Annotated in this window: 11 protein-coding genes; all 11 read right to left on the bottom strand. The window is 65.3% G+C overall.

Annotated elements, in window-relative coordinates; all coding sequences use genetic code 11:
- Positions 1 to 50: 50 nt before the first annotated feature.
- The 11 genes from B9N93_RS22390 to B9N93_RS22340 all read right to left on the bottom strand — a co-directional run bounded on the left by B9N93_RS22390 (position 51) and on the right by B9N93_RS22340 (position 19,513).
- Positions 51 to 1,226 carry an efflux RND transporter periplasmic adaptor subunit gene (locus B9N93_RS22390; RefSeq protein ID WP_085216605.1) on the bottom strand — a complete coding sequence of 392 codons (1,176 nt, stop codon included), beginning with the start codon at positions 1,224 to 1,226 and terminating at the stop codon, positions 51 to 53.
- 157 nt (positions 1,227 to 1,383) lie between these two features.
- Complete coding sequence (locus B9N93_RS22385) at positions 1,384 to 2,763, bottom strand: efflux transporter outer membrane subunit (RefSeq protein WP_085216604.1); 1,380 nt, start codon at positions 2,761 to 2,763, stop codon at positions 1,384 to 1,386.
- A gap of 18 nt (positions 2,764 to 2,781) precedes the next feature.
- Complete coding sequence (locus B9N93_RS22380; protein WP_085216603.1) at positions 2,782 to 4,182, bottom strand: diaminobutyrate--2-oxoglutarate transaminase; 1,401 nt, start codon at positions 4,180 to 4,182, stop codon at positions 2,782 to 2,784.
- Entirely contained in the window at positions 4,179 to 5,861 is a 1,683-nt protein-coding gene (locus tag B9N93_RS22375) for a cyclic peptide export ABC transporter (RefSeq protein WP_085216602.1), read from the bottom strand. Before B9N93_RS22375 ends, B9N93_RS22380 begins: the two co-directional genes overlap by 4 nt.
- Positions 5,858 to 6,742 carry a sulfotransferase family protein gene (locus B9N93_RS22370; RefSeq protein ID WP_085216601.1) on the bottom strand — a complete coding sequence of 295 codons (885 nt, stop codon included), beginning with the start codon at positions 6,740 to 6,742 and terminating at the stop codon, positions 5,858 to 5,860. Before B9N93_RS22370 ends, B9N93_RS22375 begins: the two co-directional genes overlap by 4 nt.
- 4 nt (positions 6,743 to 6,746) lie before the next feature.
- On the bottom strand, positions 6,747 to 9,101 hold the full coding sequence (locus B9N93_RS22365; protein ID WP_085216600.1) for a penicillin acylase family protein: 2,355 nt from the start codon (positions 9,099 to 9,101) through the stop codon (positions 6,747 to 6,749).
- 1 nt (position 9,102) lies between these two features.
- Entirely contained in the window at positions 9,103 to 10,434 is a 1,332-nt protein-coding gene (locus B9N93_RS22360; protein WP_085216599.1) for a nucleotide disphospho-sugar-binding domain-containing protein, read from the bottom strand.
- Positions 10,435 to 10,480: 46 nt separating this feature from the next.
- Complete coding sequence (locus B9N93_RS22355; protein WP_085216598.1) at positions 10,481 to 12,700, bottom strand: aminotransferase class III-fold pyridoxal phosphate-dependent enzyme; 2,220 nt, start codon at positions 12,698 to 12,700, stop codon at positions 10,481 to 10,483.
- Positions 12,697 to 17,118: a non-ribosomal peptide synthetase gene (locus B9N93_RS22350; RefSeq protein WP_085216597.1), complete on the bottom strand. Its 4,422-nt coding sequence runs from the start codon at positions 17,116 to 17,118 to the stop codon at positions 12,697 to 12,699. Before B9N93_RS22350 ends, B9N93_RS22355 begins: the two co-directional genes overlap by 4 nt.
- Positions 17,118 to 18,299, bottom strand: coding sequence for a PepSY-associated TM helix domain-containing protein (locus B9N93_RS22345; RefSeq protein WP_176225402.1), 1,182 nt, complete (start codon positions 18,297 to 18,299; stop codon positions 17,118 to 17,120). The genes B9N93_RS22350 and B9N93_RS22345 overlap by 1 nt, the downstream gene beginning before the upstream one ends.
- A 5-nt stretch (positions 18,300 to 18,304) precedes the next feature.
- Positions 18,305 to 19,513, bottom strand: a complete 1,209-nt coding sequence (locus B9N93_RS22340; protein WP_085216595.1) for a sulfotransferase — start codon at positions 19,511 to 19,513, stop codon at positions 18,305 to 18,307.
- Positions 19,514 to 19,529 lie beyond the last annotated feature (16 nt).

Here is a 19,529-nt window from a genome sequence, read left to right as displayed (position 1 = left end):
GGGTGGGCAGCGGGTCCACCCTGGGTGTCTTTAGGGCCGGGCGGCGGCGTTCATGGCGGGGGTTTCCCCCCTGCGGGCGCGGCGGTATCTTCCGCCAGCCTGACCACCATGCCTTCCACCGGCACCTGGACGCCCGCCACCACCACCCGGTCCCCGGCGGCGAGCCCGTCCCGGACCAGGACCCGGTTCGGTTCGTTACGCAGCACGCCCAGGCGGCGGAGGTGCAAATGGCCGTCCGCGTCCACCAGCATGGCTTCCTGGGAGGAGTTGACCGCGCCCGGTGGCAGCGCGAACAAGCCCGGTTGCTCCCGGCCCGCGATATCCGCCTGCACGAACAAGCCGGCCAGCAGCGGAGGCCGGGCCTTGGATGGGGCGTAGGGATCGCGCACCTCGGCGATGGCGTGAAGCATCCCGGTGGTTTCGTCCAACATGCCGTCCACCCGGACGATACGGCCCTCCCAGCGCTGGACCGCGCCGGACAGCTCGGCGCTGAGCATCACCTTGGGACCGTCCCCGGTCCGGCCTGCGCGGGCCAGGGGCAGGTCCAGATAAGCCAGTTGGTCGGGGGCGATGGGCAGGCGGATTTCGACGGCATCGGTGGAATACAGGCGGGCGAGCTTGTCGCCCGGTTGCACGTATTGGCCGAGGCCGACCCGCCGTTCACGCACCCGCCCGGCGAAGGGCACCCGCCAATCGGCCCGGGCGCGGCGGAGTTTGGCGCGGACCAGATCGGCTTCCGCCGCCGTCAGCTTGGCGCGGGCTTCGGCCAATTGCGGCTCGTGCAGGGTCAGGGGCGTCGGCTGGCCCTCGCCCAGGGCTTGCCATTCGCTGCGGGCCTGTTCCGCCTGGGCTTCTTCCGAAGCCAGTTGGCGCTTGGCCTCGGCGATGCGGGCCTGGGCCTCGGCGATGGCGAGGTCGTAATCGCGGGGATCGATGCCGAGCAGGATGTCGCCGGACTCGAAGAAGCCGCCCGAGACCAAGCCCGGATGCAGGAACACCACCTTGCCCGCGACTTCCGGCACCAAGTCGATCTCGGTACGCGGGGTCGCCACGCCTTGGGAATGCACATCGAGGCGCAGGGTTTGGGGTTCCACCCGCAGCGTCCGTACCAGGGGAATCTCGGCTTGGGGCGCTTGGGGTTCGGCCTGGGGGCGGTGGATGAGCAAGGCCCAGGTACCGGCGATGCCGGCCAGCAGCAGGAGGATGGGGAGGAGGATTTTAGCCATCAGGCTGTGGAATCAAGTAGAGGGATGCCGTGCCTCCGGTCCCTTTGTGGCAAGGGGGCGGAGGGAAATGCGCCGGACCCGCGGGCGGGCCGGAGGATGCGCCGGTCTCCGGTCCGGCCGGTGTATTTTAGGGCGACGCCTTTTCCGCCCGCCATGCTCAAACGCCTCCGCCCAGCGCCAGATACAAATCGATCCGGTTGCTGAGCAACTGCCGCCGGACCGCCAGATGGGCGCTCTGGGCGCTCAGGGTGCTGCGGTAGCTGTCCAGCAGGGTGAGGATTTCGATGAAGCCATGGCGGTAGGAATAGACCGCCAAGGTCCGGCTTTGCCGGGTTTGTTCAACGGATTCCCGCAGGGCGCGTTCTTGTTGGCGCAGCCAGTCCTCGGCGGCCAGGGCGTGTTCCACTTCCTGGAACGCCTTGAGCGCCGTATTCCGGTACTGGTTGAGCGCCGCGTCCACCTGGGCTTGGTTCAGCCGGATTTCGCCGCGCAGGCGACCGCCGGTAAAAATCGGTTGCGCCAATCCCAGCGCCAGATTCCAGACCACCGCCCTGGGATCGACCAGTTCGGTCAACGCCGGACTGCGCGTGCCGCCCGAGGCGGTCAGGGCGATCCGGGGCAACAGGGCTTTTTGGGCGCTTTCCAGGCGGGAATCGGCAGCTTTCAGGCGCCCGAAAGCGGCATCGAGGTCCGGTCGCCGTTCCAGCAAGGCTGCGGGCAGCCCGGCCCGGAGGGCGGTGGGCGGTTCGGGCAGGGCCGGGGAGGGGTCGGCCAGGGCGTTGGACGGATAGCGGCCCAACAGCACTTCCAGCCGCCGGGCGGTGCCCTGGACCCGGTTGCGGGCGTCGGCCAGCAAGGCTTCGGCGTTGGCCAGGTCGGTTAGCGCCAACCGCAGGTCCAGGCCGCGGGTCAGGCCGCGGGCGAAACGCCCGCGCACCAATTCGACGATGGTGCGGCGTTCGCGGATGGATTGCTCGGCCACTTCGGCTTGTAGCCGCGCCTCGGCTAGTTCGAAATAGGTTTGCGCCACCCGCGCCGCCAGCGAGAGCCGCGCCCCCCGCAAATCGGCCTCCACGGCGGTGGCTTCCCGCCAGGACGCATCGCGGGTGGCGCGGAGGCGGCCCCACACGTCCAGTTCCCAATCCAGGCTGAACACGGCCTCGAAGGCGCTATAGCCGCTCGAACCGAAGCCGGTGTCCGAGACCCGCGCCCGCTCGTACCCGGCGGCGAAGCCCAATTGCGGCCAAAGACCGGACCCCGCGATGCGGGCTTCCGCCCGCGCCGCGTCGACCCGCGCCGCCGCGCTTTTGAGGTCGTAATTGGCCGCCAGCGCCTCCCGCACCAGGGCCGAGAGCTTGGGATCGGCGAAGGTGTCCAGCCAATGCCCGGCCAAGGCTTCGGCGGACACCGCCGCGCCCTGCCACCGTTCCGGGAAACCCGTCGCCGATAGTTGCGGGCCGCGTTCCGGCGGGGTATTGCAGCCACCCAGCCCGAGGCAGGCCAGGACCGTCCAGTACGTTAGCTTGATAGGCCGCAATCTAGATTCCCGCTGGCTTTATCCGGCATGGTGGGCCGTGGCCTGTACCGCATCCCGGAAAATTTCGGCGATCTGGTCCACCTCCACCGCCGTGACGATCAAGGGCGGCAGGAAGCGCACCACGCCGCCCTGGCGTCCGCCCAGTTCCAGGATCAGGCCAAGCCGCAGGCATTCCGTTTGGATGCGGCGGGCCAGTTCCCGGCAGGGCGGCGGTGCGCCGGTCCGGTCCGGCGCGGTGATATCGACCACCTCGACACCGATCATCAAGCCACGGCCCCGCACATCGCCCAGGATCGGAAAATCGGCCTGGATATGGCGGAGATGTCCCTGCAAGCGTTGGCCCATGTCCGCGGCATGGCGGTCGAGCCGCTGCTCCTGGACATAGCGCAGGGTCGCGACACCGGTCGCCATGGCCAGTTGGTTGCCGCGGAAAGTACCGGCGTGGGCACCGGGTTGCCAGCGATCCAGCACCTCGTGGTAAACCACCGCGCTGAGGGGCAGGCCACCGCCTATGGCCTTGGACAGGACCAGCACATCCGGCAGGATGTCGGCGTGTTCGAAGGCGTACATCCGCCCGGTGCGGCCGATGCCGGTCTGGACCTCGTCGAGGATCAAAGGAATGCCGCGTTCACGGGTGAGGCGGCGGATTTCCCGGAGCCAGGGGTCCGGGGCCGGGATGACACCGCCTTCGCCCTGCACCGGTTCCAGAATCACGGCGGCGGGCGGAGCGATGCCGCTGTTGCTATCGTCCAGGAGGTACTCGATATAGGTGGCGGAAGCCTGCCAGCCGCCGCTACCACCCAGCCCGAACGGACAGCGATAGGCCTGGGGAAACGGCAAGAAATGCACATCCGCCATCAAGCCGGAGAGCGCCAGCTTCGGGCCGAGTTCGCCGGTCAGCCCCAAGGCACCGTGGGTCATGCCGTGGTAGGCCCCGTGGAAGGCGAGGATGGAACGCCTGCCGGTGGCGGTCTTGACCAGCTTGAGCGCGGCTTCCACGGCATCCGCGCCCGAAGGGCCGCAAAATTGGATGCGGGCGTGGTCGGTGAACTCCTGGGGCAGGGTGGCGAACAGTTCCTCCACGAAGCGGTCCTTGACCGGGGTGGTCAGGTCCAGGGTTTGCCAGGGCGTGCCGTCCGCCAGAATATCCCGCACCGCCGCCAGCGCCACCGGGTGGCGGTGGCCCAGGGCCAGCGCCCCGGCCCCTGCCAGGCAATCGATATAGCGGCGTCCGTCGGTATCCTCCACATAGATGCCTTCGGCCCGGCGGATGGCGATGGGTAGCCGTCGGGGATAGCTGCGGGCGTTGGATTCGAATTTGGCCTGCCGGTCCAGGTAATAAGCATTGTCCGACGGCGCGGCCCACGGTGTTTCATTCACGGTGTAATCCAGGCTCGGCTGCACAAGCGATTGTTTCATAGCGATATCTCCGCATAGGTTTTTCCCCAATCATGGCCCGTGTCGGTTTCGGGTGCTCTTGTCTGCTTCCATTCGGCTGTCGGCATTTCGAAAAGCTGTCCTTCCTCCAATTTGAGGCAGCGGTCGGCCACATGGAAATAACTGTCGTCGTGGGTAATCACGATCACGGTTTTCCCCCGGGCTTTGAGGGTCGGCAAAATCTCCGTATAGAAAATATTTTTGAATGGCGGGTCTTGATCGGCGGCCCATTCGTCGAAGATATAAAATGGTCGGTTCTCCAGATAAGCCACCAACAAAGCCAAGCGTTTGCGCTGGCCCTGCGATAGTTCCAGGGTCGAAAAGGCACCGCTTTCGATCCGCACCTTGTGGTCCAGCCGCAGTTGCGTCAGATAGGCCCGGGCTTCGGCGTCCAACTCGCGGCCCTGGAAACCCAGCAGGCTGTCGAACAGGTGGAAATCGGAAAACACGGTGGAAAACTGCTGGCGATAGCTCTCGCGGTTGGCGTCGGTGACGCGCCGCCCGCCCAGGCGGATTTCGCCTTGTTCCGGGGTGTACAGCCCCACCAACAGGAGCGATAAGGTGGTTTTGCCGCTGCCGTTGCCACCGACCAGGAACACCAGTTCGCCGGGCTGTAGTTTCAGATTGATCGGGCCAAGGGTGAAGCTCCGCTCGTCCTCCCCGCGGTAGTAGCGATGGGTGACGCCGACCAGTTCCAGCAGGGCGGGTTTCGGGAACAAGCGCGAGGACAGCGGCGCGGGGTTGTCGGGTTCCTCCGGCGTCTGCTCCAGGATTTCGAGCTTTTTCAGGGCGACCCCGGCCTGTCCGAACACCGGCAGGCTTTCGATCAGCCCTCCGACCGGGGACATGAGATAGAGGATGGTCAGGCAATAGCCGCGCAGCACTTCCGATCCGACCGCCTGGTAGTCCGGCAGCACGAACAAGACCAGGCCGATCACCACATAGAACAAGCTATTGCCCCAGTTGCCGGCCACGATGCTGAGCCCGGTCCCGGTCAGGTAGTGGTGGCGATAGCGGGCGGCGGTCTCCGCCAGCCGCTCGCCGAGGAAGGCTTCGCGACGGTGGCGGTGCAGCTTGAGCTCCTTGATGCCATGGGCCAGGCTATGGAAATGGCCGTACAGGGCATCGTCGCATTCCCGCGCCAATTTCAAGCCGCGCCAAGCCCGCGCTTCGGCCAGCCGGAAACTGGCGATGCCCAAGGCCAGGGCCGCGCCCACCATCGCCGCCAGTGGCCCGGACAGCCACCCCAGGTAGGCGAGGCAACCAACGATCATGGCGGCGTTGACGCAGATCAAGGGTAGCCAGCGGAAAGCCTCGGCCAGATTGGTGATATCCTGGGTCAGGCAGGCCAGGATGCGCGAAGGTCCCAGCGCCTGGAGCCGGGCGAAGGGTGCCGCCAGGACTTGGCGGCTGAGTTTCAGGCGCAGGCCGAACACAACGTTCTGGCCGAGCCGGACCAGGAAAAACGCCGAGGCCGTGCGGGCCGCCCACAGCCAAACGGCCAGCCCCACGAAGACCCAGACCAGCCCTTCTGGCGCACCGGGCTCCAAGGCTTGGTTGATGACCGCGACCAAACCCGCACCGCCCAGGCCGCTGCCCAGGCCGGTCAACAGGGAAGCCAGCAAAATCCAGCGCGATTCGCGCAATAACAAGCGGATCATAGTGTCCCTGCCGGGTTCCCCCCCCGATTATGGTGGGGGAACGGGATCGAAGGCTCGGGCAATCCCAGGAACCGGCACAGGGGGTGCCAGGGGTTGCCTTGGCCGAGGTCCAGGGCCAGGAAATCCCGCCGCCCCGCGAAATAATCGAACACCTCCCCGCGGTGGCGCAGATAGCGTTCGCGCAGGACCGCCGCGTCCGGGCGGTCCTGGCCATAGGCCCAGCGGTCGACCGAATGCGGTTGACCGTCCACGGCCAGCGAGGTTTGGAGATGGGCCTGGACGCTGGCCAGCCAGCTATCGAGGGGGCGGTCGGTGAAAACGAATAAGCTTCCCGGAAAAGCCCGGTCCAACTCCCGGTAGAACGCTGCGGCGGGCAGATCGGATACCGCCGCGTAGTCCGCTAGGCTGTCGAAATCCGGCACCGCCGCGACCGGATCGCTATGGAAGTGGCGGCAGCCGATCAACCACGGCGCGAAATGCCAGGACAACAACCCCAGCCGCCGCAAGGCGGCGGTCAAGCTGGTGGTGCCGGTTTTCTGCCAACCGATACAGAACACCTTGCGGGGAAAGGGGCGCACCGCCTGGGAAAACCAGTCCTCCAGCGCCCGGCCCAATTTCCCGGCGACCTGTTCGGACCCGGTAGTGGGAGCCGCCGGGTCCAGCGCCAATTCCAGACGGATGTCCGCGCCCCGGCGGGCCACCGACATCCGGCGGACCCAAGGCGGCAGGTCTTTCCAGGCGGCGGTGTCGAGGCCGTCTGCGGTGGTCGCCGCGATATCGCCACCGGGCGAGGCGTAGTCGATCAACCGGCCAATATCGCGGAACAGCGCGGCGGATTGCCGCCGGTCCACCGAGCAGGGAAAGGTGCGGGTAATGCGCATAGGGTTACTCCAAGGATGAAGGATCGGTGGTCGGCGCGAACCTGAGTTCCGTGGCCGGCGCGCCCACCAGCAGCGGCAGGGCGCGGCCCGTTACCCAAGCCCGGTATTGGTCGCGGTAATTCGGCGAGAGGGGATGGCCGGATTGGCCGCCCGGCAGGTGTAGGAACCCTTGCGGTTCGTGGCCGGGCGCGACCACCAGGCGCTCGCTGGGACCGCCATCCCATTCGAAGCTGTTCACGCATTCGTCGCAGCCCGCCGGCGAGTCGGTCGGCATGTCCAGCCAGGGGGCGAGCCAGGACAGGGCCGCCGACAAGGGATGGGCGATATGGGCGGGATTGGCCTGCGCCCAGGTCAGGTCTTCGAGCCGGTCCAGTCCATACCGCTGCTTCAACCCGGCGGCGGCCCGTAGCAGGCTGTCGCGGAGTAGGGCATCCCAATCGGGATAAACGGGGGCGATGGGCAACAAGGCGGGCAGCCGGGCGTCGATCAAGCGCCGCAGCGGCACGTCGGGATAGTTCCAACGGTACTCGAACTCGCTATCCAAGGCGTGGCAGCCCACGAACAACGGCGACAACACGGTTTCCAACAAGGCCTTGCGGAATTCGATCACCAGGGCCAAGCCCGGCGTGCCCAGATCGGCCCGTCCATCCCAAGCCCGCAGGTAACGCCGGGCCTCGCCGATGGCCTGGGCTTCGCCGGGCCGTTCTTCGCCCAGCGTGTCCAGGGCCAGGTTCCAGTAATAGCGGTAGAAATCGGTCTGGGCGTCCAGTTGCAGCGAGAACATATCCCGTTCGGTGATATCCCGCATTTCCCGCAGGCGTCCGGCGATGCGGTAGGCGCGGTAGCCGCGCCAGTCGTAGGTGTCCACCGCATAGGGATAGCGGGCGTCCACCATGCGCTGGTTGGCGCTGACGATGAAGCCCTCGGGGGGATTGAAGCGGCGCGGCAATTCGGCGGCGGGGATGTAGTCCTGCCAAGCGGCGCTGTGGTCGCCCCGTGGACGCCGGGGAATCCGGCCGGTCAGGGTCCAACCGATGTTGCCGCCGGCGTCGGCGACGAAGGCGTGCAAGGGCGGTCCGCCCGCGTGGTTCAGCGCGGGCAACGCGGCCTCGACCGTCGTCACCCGGTCCAGGTCCATGTAGTCGAGATTGGTGGCGGCGGGATCGAGCGCGGTCCAGCGCACCGCCACCGGCTTGCCCAGGAGCGGCTCCGGGGCCACCGGCCCGAACGGCGTGGTGCGCACCACCAGGGTTTCGGACGCGCCATCGCGCACCCGGAGCGTCTCGACCCGTTCGCCGAAATCCTGGAATCCCGCCCCGGCGCGGTAGCGCTTGGAGTTGGCGGGATCGACCTCCAGGGGCACGAAATCCGATACGTCGGTGCCGGAGGCGGTGAAACCCCAGGCGATCCCTTGATTGCTGCCCGATACGATCAAGGGCAGGCCGGGCAGGGTCAGCCCCGCCAGCCGCACCTCCCCGTAATGCAGTTCGGCCCGGTACCACAGCGTGGGCACACCCAGGGACAAATGCATATCGTTGGCCAGGATCGCCCGGCCATCGGCGGTTTTGGCGGGAGCCACCACCCAGGCGTTCGAGCCGCGCTTGGGCATGGCGTCGTTCACCAGCCGCGGGGCTTTCTGGAACGCCTCGCGGTTGCGTTCGGCCAGGGCGGCGAGTTCCGCCGTGGGCAAGGGTTCGGCGGGCGCGGGTTCCCCCAACAGCGCCTGGGTATAGGCGTCGGTGTCGGGCAGCAGGAAATCCGCCACCTTGGCCGGCAGGGCGGCCCGCACGACCGCGGTCGAGCGTTCAATGTCGCCGCGCCAAGACAAGGCCGTATACATGTTCAGCACCGCCAGGATGCTATCCTCGGCCCGCCAGGGTTCGGGCCGGTAGCCCAACAGCAAGAACTCGAACGGCAGGACTTTGAAGTCCTGGATGGCCCGGTTGACGCCGCGGGTATAAGCCCGCACCACCTGCCGCTGTGGTTCCGGCAGCCGGGCGAGGATTTCCGGGGCCAGCCGGTCGAAACCCATGGTCCGGTGCCAGCGGTCCGGTTTCAGCAGCCCCGCGCCCAACACCTCGGCCAGGCGACCGGCCATTTTCCGGCGCAACAAGTCCATCTGGAACAGCCGGTCCCGCGCCGTCGCGAAGCCCAGCGCCTCGAAGGCGTCTTCCCGGTTCCGGGCCTCGATGCTGGGAATGCCGTAGCTATCGAAAGCGACCCGGACCGGAGCCGTCAAACCCGGCAGGTCCATGTCCCTCCCGTCCGCGCCGTCCGGCAAGGAACCGTACAAGAGATAGACGACATAGGCGCAAGGCAGCGCCAGGAGAGGCAAGGCGTAGAGTAAGACCCGGCGCACCTCAGCCTCCCATGGGGGCCGGGCCGCCCAACAAGGCCTCGATCAGGCGCAGGCCGGGACCGCTGGATTCCGCCTCGTGGAACTTGGCCCGCATCAAACCGATCTGGGCGCGGATATAAGGATCGCGGTCCACGGTATCGACCAGCCCCCCGAGATAGGCGGCGTCCAGCCGGCCCATATCCGCCTGCACCCCCAATCCGTGATAGACGATCCGGGCCGCGTTGGCGGGCTGGTCGGTGGTGATGGGATGGGCCGCCAGGAAGGGAAATACAATCATGGGCACGCCGAAATAAATACATTCCTTGACCGAGTTGGCCCCGCCATGGGTAATCATCAGGGCCGAGCGCCGCAATAAATCCAATTGCGGCGCTTGGGCGACGACTAGGACGTTCCCCGGCACGGCCCCCAAATCCTCCGGCTTCAGGCTATCGCCGATGGCCAAGACCCAATGCCAATCCGGCCGCACGGCGGAAGCCTCGACGAAACTGCGGTAGAACCGGACCCTTTTAGTCTTGTCCCCCATGGGCAAGACCGAACCCAGGGCGCAATAGATCACCGGCTTGCCGTCCTCCAGCCGCTCCCAGGGAAACGGCGGCTGCCGCCGCTCCAGGAAAATATAAGGCTGGGTATAGTAAGTGCCTGGCGGTTCCGCGCCGGGGAAATCGAAACCGGGCGGGAAAGACACGATTTCCGGTAGCCGCAACAACCTATCCCGCTTGAAAATATCGCGGGGCATCAACTCCGGTTTATAACCATGGCGGGTCGCCAGAGCCTGGGTGACCTTGTCGTTGTCGATACCGCAAAATAACCGATAGAGCAGGTCGTCCAAGCAAACCCGCAGTTTGAACATCGACCAGGCCCAGCGGATGCGGGCGCGTGTCCAGAGCGAACGGCTAGGAATCAGGTCCGAGCCGGGCGGGGGGAATCCCAGGGCCGCCGAAGGTGTCACCATATCGTGGAAATACACCGCCTTGATGCCCAAGGAACACGCCACGGTCGCCACCCATTCGATTTGCGGCACCGCCGAGGCGAAGACCATGAGGTCGGGCTGTAAATCCCGCAACAGCGCCTTGAACTCCGCGCCGCCTTCCCCGCCCAGATCGTCGAGGAAGCGCTTGAAACCCAGGGCGATCTCGCGTAGGCCCGCCAAGTAGCGCCGCCCCATGGGCAGGGTATCAAACAGCATTTGCTGCTTCAGATACCCCTGTGGAAAATGCCGCTCGAAGACCGGGATGAACTCGAACCCATGCGCGGCGATATACGCCTCGGAATCCTTGATACCCAGATAACAAACCCGATGGCCCTGGGCCAGTAAATCCGCCGCCAGCTTCATGGAAGCGATTTGGCTGCCAATATTCGGATATACGAAAAAAACTATCCTAGCCACCGGAACTCTCCTCAACCGAAAACCGCCGCATCAAACCCGACAGCCCGGATCGGACCTGGGCCAGCGCCAATAAATATAAAAATCCCCCGACCGCCTGGAGGCCGAAGAGCAATAGCGAAAACCGGTTGATGCGGAACGCCTTGGCTATGCCGACAGCCATGGCCTCGGCCTCGGCCTCGGTCAGCGCCAAGGCCGGCAATAAGCGGCAGAAGAACTGTAAAACCCCGCCCCGGACCAGGCATAACCTGGAAACCAATAACTCGGCGATATTCTTGCCAAACCAGGACAGGGGGAATTTCCCCATATCCAACACCAAATGCAGATGCAAACCCTCGCCCCGGACTGCCTTTAACAAGGGCGACCAAGCTGTGATCCGCTCCAGTTCGGTTTTCAACAAACCACCTACCCTGTGGACCTGCTCGCCGGTGGACGCCGCGAGCAGTCGTTCCAAGCCGTTCAAGGCGATCTGCGCGCCCAATTGATTACGGAACAAAGTCTCGTAGCGCGCCACCAAGCCCGGATTCCGCTGCACAGCCCGCTGATGGAGCCGCTCCGCAACCAAGGTGGCGGAGACCGGGAAACTCAGGTCGCTCAGACCCTTGGAAAAAGTGATGATATCCGGCTGGTAACGGCTTTGATCGAACGATAAAAACCCTCCAGTCCTGAATAGACCATTCAGTATCTCGTCGATGCCTATGTAATAACCGAACCGCTCCCGGTACAAAAACAGCTTATCCATGATATGTTCCGGTATCCGGTCCAGGTCGTTGCCCTGCATGAACTCGAACCATACCAAGGCGGTGTCGCCCGGTTCGAGCGCTTTGCCCAGCCGTTCCACCCCATCCTCGGCCAGGACGTCCACGTAGCTTATATTCCGGTAAAGCGGCCCGAAGGGTTCCCGCATGGCGGTATCCGTGGTGCCGTTCAGGGAAATCAGGGTCTTTCCGGCATAATTGCCTTGAAATACCACGATCTTGGTTTTGCCTGGATTAGCCAGCAGGGCCAGGGTCCAGGCGATATCGACCGCGCACGCGCCGCTGACCGCCGGGAGCGCCCGCTCCAGTCCGGTCAGGCTACAGAGCCTCGCGGCCAACCCATACCAATAATCGTGGCGGGTATCGTGGCGGGCCAATACCTGGCCCGGAATATCCGCAGGGTTATAACCCCTTGGATTGCTACCCGCGCCGCCGATACCATCCAGCAACTCCATTTCGTGCCCATGGCGCTTGACCGTGATCCGGCAACCCTGGGCCTTGACGATATCCAAATCCAACCCGGCGGCTTCATAGATCAGGGGGGCGATGGGATTGATATAACGACGGAACGCGGCGAGGCGTTTGGGATGGCTTTCCGCAATATCCCGCAGCCGCCGCGCAATATCCGGGCGGTCCGCCGCCAAGCCGCTTCGATCCAGCAGCCGGTCGCGGGCCAGGGCGGTTACCAGACTATTACCGCCATAGGTCGAGGAATGCAGGAAACAGGTGTCCACGAAACACCAGGGTTGGTAGGCCACTTCGGTCATCGAAAAAGCGCCGAAGGGCACTTGATAATCCACAAAATCCTCCCCCCAAACCACGATATCCGGTGGATGAGGCAGTTCGGCCAAGCTGGACTCGATAAGCTTATTGGATGCCTGCGAAGTATCGAGGATAAAGGCTTGGTGTTTCAGACGGCATAGGTTTTGTATACGGTCCAAATCCGCCTGGCTTATCAACGGGGATAGGCAGGCCACCACGCCGACGCGGCCATCCGGATTGGCGACCACCGCATCAAGGTCGGCGGTGAAAAAGACCTGTGGCACCAAGGCGTTTTCCGGCCCCAGGGATAACGGATCGAACAAGGCGGCATAGAAATGGTTTTTATCGTAGACCCATACCGCGCCATTGCTGCCGGGATGTTCCCGGCATAGGCGATGCCTGGAGAGTTTGATGGCACCATGCAGCGCTTCGATGCGGGAATTGCAAAAGAAAGTTTTATAGTCGATGCGGTTCTGGAGTTTTTGCGCAGTGTTGATGTATTCGCACAGCAAAAAGGCCAGTTGCGCCGATTCCGCGAATACCGGCTGCGAGGACAATAGGAAAGTCGCCTTCCCGGCTTGGTTGCGCCGAGCGATGGTGTCCAGGGTTGCCGGTTTGGCGGCTTGGTACAAACCTTCCGGGTCCGTGGCCGGATAATCCAATATCTGGGTTTCAAGCAATCCACTGGGCTTCATATCGATCCCGCTGGTTGAGGGGCTTCCAGGAAGCCGCTACTCAGGAAATAGGCGATATAGTTCGCGAGGGTTCCGGCATCCATCGGGGGGCACTCGATTCCGTCTTCCCTCAGTATCTCCAGGGTTTTCTCGCAAGCCCGCCGTGGGGTATCCAATCCCTGGTCATCCTGGGCGGTGCCGTTCTGGAACAGCGATAACAAAGGATATAAAGGATGTTCCGGCCTATCCTCGGCCCGCGCCACCATCTGGCCTAGCCATTCCCGCATGGGAGTCCGCCGTAGCTGGAATCCGGCATCGGCCAGGGCCGCCAGGAAGAGATGGGTCGAAACCGGTTCTGGATGGTTCAGATGGAAGGTTTTACCGAGGCATTCGGCGCGGTGAGCCAGGGCCACGATGGCTTGGCTGACATAATCGACCGGGGCCAGGTCGAGCGCCATCGCTTCCAGGGGGGCGCTACCGGCCTCGACATAGGCTTTCAACATGCGGCAGAGGTAATCCCCGGTATTCCAAACCCCGCTATGGCGGTGTCCGGCGATCTGGCCTGGCCGATAGATGCAGACCGGCAGGCCGCGTGCCGCAGCCGTTCTGACCAGGCTTTCCGCAACCCATTTGCTCTGGGCGTAGCCATCGGCCAAATGCGCGGCGGAAGGCGGGAAATCATCCTCGTCAAGACTTGGATCGTCGCCTAGGATGGACAATGTGGAAACATAATGGACCGACTTGGGCCTGCCTATACAGGCTAAGCGGAGGATGGCCTCCGTTCCCGCGACATTGGCCGGTTTCAACAAGGAATAGGGATAGACGAAATTGGCCAGCGCCCCGCTATGGTAAATCGTGTCCAGGGTGGTGCCGAGTTCCTGGTATTGGACGGCGTCGATCCCCAGGCTGGGCAGGGCCAAATCCCCCAGGACCGGAACGATCCGCTCATCCAGGGCCAGTCCATAGGCCGCGAAGGTTTGCTCCAGCTTGCCGGGGGAGCGGACCAGGCAATAGATGCGGGCCTGGGTGCGCCGGACCAGCGCATCCACCAGGAAGGCGCCCAGGAAGCCAGTGGCTCCGGTCACGAACACCGCCCGTTGCGATTGGGGATAAGTCCAACCGGCGAGGTCGGGCGCGATGGCGGCGTCGAGCGTGGCTTCCCGTTGCCAATCGATGGCGGCCTGAGGGGCTTCCGGCGTGTCCTGCCGCAGCCACGCGGCGAGTTCGGCCACGGTGGGCGCCTCAAACAAACGCGCCACCGGCAGTGCGATGCCCAGCCGTTCCCGCAGCCGGGCTACCAGGCGCATGGCCGCCAGCGAGTGACCGCCCAGGTCGAAGAAATTATCGTGGATGCCGATGGGTCCGCCGCCCAGCACTTCGCGCCACAACCCGGCCAATTGCCGCTCCCAAGGATCGCGGGGGGCGACCGGCGGGGCCACCGTGGCGTTCCCGCCGGGTGCGGGCAGGGCGGAACGGTCCAGCTTGCCGTTCGGTGTCGATGGCAAGCATTCCAGTATCACGAAGGCGCCCGGCACCATGTGTTCGGGCAGGCACGCCTTTAGGAAACGGCGCAGTTCGGCTTCCGGGGCGTCGGCCCGGTCCGGGACCACATAGGCCACCAAGCGCGGATGGCCGGGTTGGTCCTCGCGGGCGACGACCGCAGCGGCCTTGACCGCCGGATGCCCGAGTAGCCGCGCCTCGATTTCGCCCGGTTCGATGCGCAGGCCGCGGATTTTGACTTGATGGTCGGCCCGGCCCAGGAACTCGACGGCCCCGTCGGCGCGGAACCGCGCCAAATCGCCGCTACGGTAGAGTCGGGCACCCTGTGCCGGGGCGTGGGGATCGGGGAGGAAACGTTCGGCGGTCGCTCCCGGATGGGCATGATAGCCCCGCGCCACGCCCGCCCCGCCGATATACAACTCCCCCGGCACGCCGACCGGAACCGGATTCAACCGGGCGTCGAGGATATGGAGCCGGGTGTTGGCGATGGGACCGCCGATAGGCACCGCGCCCTGGATTACCGGGGGGATTTCATGGGCGCTGCACCACACCGTGGCCTCGGTGGGACCGTATTCGTTGTAAAGCCGGGCGGTGGGCAACCGGGCATGGTGCCGCGCCGCCAAGCCCTCGGGGCAGGTTTCGCCCGCGACGATCACCGCCCGCAGGCTGTCGAGTTGTCCCGGCGCGGCGCAATCCAATAGCAGCCCGTACAGGGATGGCAGGCAGAGGAGATGGGTCGCGCCTTCGCGCTGGATGAGATCGACCCAGGCCAAGGGGTCGCGGTGGACCGCCTCGGAAGGCAGGCAGAGCCGCCCCCCTTCGGCCAGGGTCCAGAAAATCCCTGCGACCGAGCTATCGAAGGCGAAGGGCGACACCATCAGGAACACGCCGGGCGGTTCGGGATAGAAATCCCGGCGGGCCAGGGTCGAGGCCAGGGCGTTGCGATGGTCGACCACCACACCCTTGGGGCGGCCGGTGGAACCGGAGGTATAGATCAGATAGGCGGCCTGGCCGGGATGGACCGGCGCGGATGCGGCCACGGGCGCGGGCGGGAATTCCCGGTCCAGGGAGATCGCCTCCACCCCGGCGGGAAACCGGCCCGCCCACCGTTCCAGGGTCAGCACCCAGGCCGCGCCGCTGTCGGCCAGCAATTCGGCGATACGCTCCGCGGGGGTGGCGGGATCGAACGGCACATAAGCGCCCCCGGCCTTGAGGATGGCGAAGATGCCGACGATGGCTTCCACCGAGCGCTCCAGGCACAGACCGACCCGGCTTTCCGGGCCTACGCCGCGTCCGCGCAGATGGCCCGCCAGGGCCGCGGCTTGCCGCTCCAGCGCACCATAGCCCAGCGAACGTTCCCCGCACACCACGGCGATCCGTTCCGGCCGGGCCGCAGCTTGCCGTTCCAGCAGCGCGTGCAGCCCAGCCGGGGCGTGAAGTTCCCGGTCGGTGGCGTTCCAGGCGTCGAAACACCGGCGCTCCTCGGCGGTCAGCAGCGGCAGTTCGCCCAGCCGGGCGTCGGGGTGTCCGGCGATCCCGACCAGCAAAGACTGGAAGTGCCCGGCCATGCGGGCGATGCGGTCCGGCTCGAACAGGTCGGTACTGTATTCCAACGCCAGTTCCAAGCCGTCGTCCTCGGTGACGTGCAAGGTCAGGTCCGATTTGGCCGTCCCGAAATCGACCTCCATCCGCCGCACGGTCAATTCCGGGATGGCGAAGCTCCGCGCCGGCAGGTTGTGCAGGACCAGCACGACCTGGAAGAACGGGGTATAGCCACGGTCGCGCACCGGGTTCAGTTCCTCGACCAGTTTCTCGAAGGGCAGGTCTTGATGTTCCTGGGCCGCCAAGGACAGCGCCTGCACCTGGGCCAACAACCCGGTGAAGGGAGGGTCGCCGGACAGGTCGGCCCGCAACACCAGCATATTGACGAACAAGCCGATCAGGCCATCGAGTTCCGGGCGGATGCGGTTGGCCACCGCGACACCCAGGCACAGGTCGGTCTGGCCGCTGTAGCGGTGGAGCAGGGTGTCGAAAGCGGCGACCAAGGCCGCGAACAGGGTCGCGCCCCGCTCGCGGCACAGTCCGCGCAGGCGCTCCGTCGGCCCCGGCGGCAGGCGGAACAGATGGATCGCGCCGCGCCCGCTCTGCACGGCGGGACGGGGATGGTCGGTGGGCAGGTCCAGCAAGGGCGGGGCACCCGCCAACCGCCGCCGCCAATAGGCCAATTGCCGTTCCAGCCGCTCGCCGCTCAGCCAGCACCGCTGCCAGTGGGCGAAATCGCCGTACTGGATCGGCAATTCCGCCAAGGGCGAAGGCCGGCCTTCCCGGAAAGCCCGGTACAAGGCGGCGAACTCCCCGAACAGGACGCCCGCCGACCAGCCATCCGAAACGATATGGTGCAGGGTGAACAGCAGCACATATTCGCCGCCGTCCGCCCGTTCCCCCAGATAGAGCAGTTCGGCCCGCAACAGGGCTTCCCGCTCCAGGGCGAAGGGCTTGCCGCCCTGCTCGCGGGCGCGGCGGAGGACTTCCGCCTCGCGCTCGGCCTCGGGCAGGCCGGACAGGTCGGCCCGGTCGATGGCGATCCGCAAGTCTGGGCGCACGCGCTGTACCGGCTGGCCGTCGTGGTCGGCGAATTGGGTGCGCAAGACCTCGTGGCGGCGGACGATTTCGTTGATGGCCCGCTCCAGGGCCGGGACATCCAAACGGCCTTCCAGCCGCAGTGCCGTCGGGATGTTGTAGGCGACCTGGCCCCGCTCCAGTTGGTCCAGGAACCAAAGGCGTTGTTGGGAGAACGACAAGGGCGGGTCGCCGGGGGGGCGCCGGGCGATGGTTCCGTGTTGGGCCGGGAGGCCGCCACCCCCCCGCAGGCGTTTTTCGAGCAAGGCCCGTTTGGCCGGGGACAGCCCTGTCGGGATGGAATCCGGGAAGGTCCGCATCAGTGAGTCCTATGCTTGGGGAAAGGAAACCGTTGTGAAACCGGCAGTTTGCGCCGGATTGCGTGGCGCTTCCGCCGCCAGTGGGCGAAGCCAGTGACATACAGCACCGGGCAGGCCAAGCCAGTCAGGCCGACCAAAATCCGTCCGGGCCAACCGAAAGCCTGGCCGGAATGCAAAGGCCATTGCCATTGCAGAAAGCGGTCGCCCGCACTGCCCTCGACCGCGTCGACCCGCTTGAGGACGACCCCGGTGGCGGAGTCCACCCAAACACAGCGGTAGCCTTGCCAGCCGTCCAGGCGTTTGCATGCCTGATAAGCACCATCCTCGGGCGCTTGTATCCAGATCAAACGGCCTGTCGGGGCGTCGGCGTCAAAGATCGCCGCCGCCCGGCCCCAGCCGATGGGTGGACCATCGCTCCGGGCTAGGCTGGGTTCCAACGCGACCGGCGGCGAGAAACAGGCCACCAGCATCCGGAAATATCCCGGCAGGTTCATGGATACCCCGGATACCAACACCACCACCAACGGAATGGCGGTATACACGCCGGCCAATTTGTGCAGGTCGAAGTTGCGCCGCTCCGGGCCGGCCCCCCGTTTGAAGGTCAAGGCCGGACGCCATTTCCCGGCGGATGGCCACCACAACCACAACCCCACGGGCACCGCGACCAGCAGGCATATCGCGAACACGGCGACCACCACCGCCCCGCCGCGGAACAACAAGGCATAATGCAACTGGAACAGGAAGGGCAGGAACGACCTGGGGAAAGGATCGGTGGCGGCCTGGACCAGCCGGGTACCGGTCGTCCTGGCGGTATAAGGGTCCACGAACACCCGGTAGTGATCGACACCGCCCGCAGCGGCGGGCCGGTCATAGAACAATTGGAACGTCGCCCGTTCATGGCGGGGATAGTAGGCGAAACCAAAGACCGCGCCCTCGGGCAAGGCCCGTTCCGCCGCCGCCTGGATGCGCTCCAGTGGTGCGAAACCGCCGCCGGGCGTGGCCTCAACCCTGCGCAGCCCTGGATTCAAACCTTCGTCAAGTTCCTGCCAAAACACCAGGACGCCGCCGGTCAATCCAACCAGGGCCAGCACCGCCCCGGCGGTCAGCCCCAAGCAACCATGCAGGTTCAGCCACATTTTGCGGCGTTCGGCCCTGCCACGGTTGGAAATGGCGTAGCGCATCCGCCTCATCCCAGCAGTAGGCGACCGAACTGGATCGCCAAACCCAAATCCCCGCCAGCATCGATCTCGCCCTGCTCGTAGGCTGCGGCCACGGTTTTTTCCCCCGCGAGGATTTGACACAGCGTGGTGTCGGCCAAGGCGAGAGTGCAATCGGCGGACTGCCGTTCGCCGATCCCGATCCGGGATTCCGGCCCGGTCAGGTCGAGGGACCAAACCCCGCCCGCCGCGCCTTGGACAATGAGTTGGCAAACCCCTTTCGGCAAGGTTTGGGTTTCCCGTTGCCGCGCCAGCAACGCCCCCAGTTCATGGCTCATGAACTGGTCGATCCGGGCCGCTATATCGCCCGCCGCAGGGCTACCCCAGCAGGGCGCGGAGTAATACTCCGCCAGCGTGGGATAGCCGAGTTTGGCGTGCAGCGCATCAATGGTGCCGCGCAGGCTGTCCGGGATATGCACCGAGGGAATCGAAGCGCCCCGGCCTAGGGAATCCTGGCTGATTTCCCGCGATAACCATACCTTGATATCCCCGCCACCCTGGTCGTGATGGCTGGTGAATATCGAGTCCAGCAAACCCGCGTCCCACTCGGAACCGAGGAACGCGAACAAACCGGGCAACACCCGGCCCGGATCGCTTACCAGCGCTTCGTAGCCGATGCGGAAACAACGGGAGGGGGTTTCCGCCTCGAAGGCTAATAGTTTTCCGGTCTGATCCAGCCAATGTTCCGCCAGCGCCGCAACCAAGTTATCCGGTCGTCGCGCCACATAGGGCATCAATTCCGGCATGAACCCCAAGGGACTGAATTTGAGACAGGAATGGACCACGTCCATGCTATTGCGGTAAAGGCAGATATAGCGGGCTTCTGGGAATACCTTGTCCAGCAAGGCCAGATGGTCGATATTCACCGTGCTTTTCTCGCACCAACGGCGTTTGCCCTTGCCGAGGGTATAGCGGTCCATCAGGGAACTCAGCGCTTGGCGGACCTCGACCAGGGCAATCCGTTCCCGCTCGGCCTCGTTGGCCACCCCCGGTAATTGCCCCAGCGAGTAATAGGCCGCGTTGAACAAACCCGCGCAGACCGGACCCAGGCCCAGTTGGGCCGGGCTACAGAATTCGGGGTGGGTATCGACGATACATCTCAATAAGGTGGAGCCGGAGCGCGGGCAAGATAATATGAATACCGGTGCTGTCGCTGGATGGTTTTCCGTAGGGCGCATAATTAATTTTCCTAAT

It is taken from the genome of Methylomagnum ishizawai (assembly GCF_900155475.1).
Lineage (GTDB): Bacteria > Pseudomonadota > Gammaproteobacteria > Methylococcales > Methylococcaceae > Methylomagnum > Methylomagnum ishizawai_A.
The sequence above is the reverse complement of the archived record's forward strand: the minus strand, read 5'-3'. Positions and strand labels throughout refer to the sequence as shown.

Excerpts from the sequence above, each read along its gene's own strand:
- B9N93_RS22390 (WP_085216605.1), bottom strand. The coding sequence starts at position 1,226 with ATGGCTAAAATCCTCCTCCCCATCCTCCTGCTGCTGGCCGGCATCGCC.
- B9N93_RS22380 (WP_085216603.1), bottom strand. The coding sequence starts at position 4,182 with ATGAAACAATCGCTTGTGCAGCCGAGCCTGGATTACACCGTGAATGAA.
- B9N93_RS22375 (WP_085216602.1), bottom strand. The coding sequence starts at position 5,861 with ATGATCCGCTTGTTATTGCGCGAATCGCGCTGGATTTTGCTGGCTTCC.
- B9N93_RS22370 (WP_085216601.1), bottom strand. The coding sequence starts at position 6,742 with ATGCGCATTACCCGCACCTTTCCCTGCTCGGTGGACCGGCGGCAATCC.
- B9N93_RS22360 (WP_085216599.1), bottom strand. The coding sequence starts at position 10,434 with ATGAAGCTGGCGGCGGATTTACTGGCCCAGGGCCATCGGGTTTGTTAT.
- B9N93_RS22355 (WP_085216598.1), bottom strand. The coding sequence starts at position 12,700 with ATGAAGCCCAGTGGATTGCTTGAAACCCAGATATTGGATTATCCGGCC.
- B9N93_RS22350 (WP_085216597.1), bottom strand. The coding sequence starts at position 17,118 with ATGCGGACCTTCCCGGATTCCATCCCGACAGGGCTGTCCCCGGCCAAA.
- B9N93_RS22345 (WP_176225402.1), bottom strand. The coding sequence starts at position 18,299 with ATGCGCTACGCCATTTCCAACCGTGGCAGGGCCGAACGCCGCAAAATG.
- B9N93_RS22340 (WP_085216595.1), bottom strand. The coding sequence starts at position 19,513 with ATGCGCCCTACGGAAAACCATCCAGCGACAGCACCGGTATTCATATTA.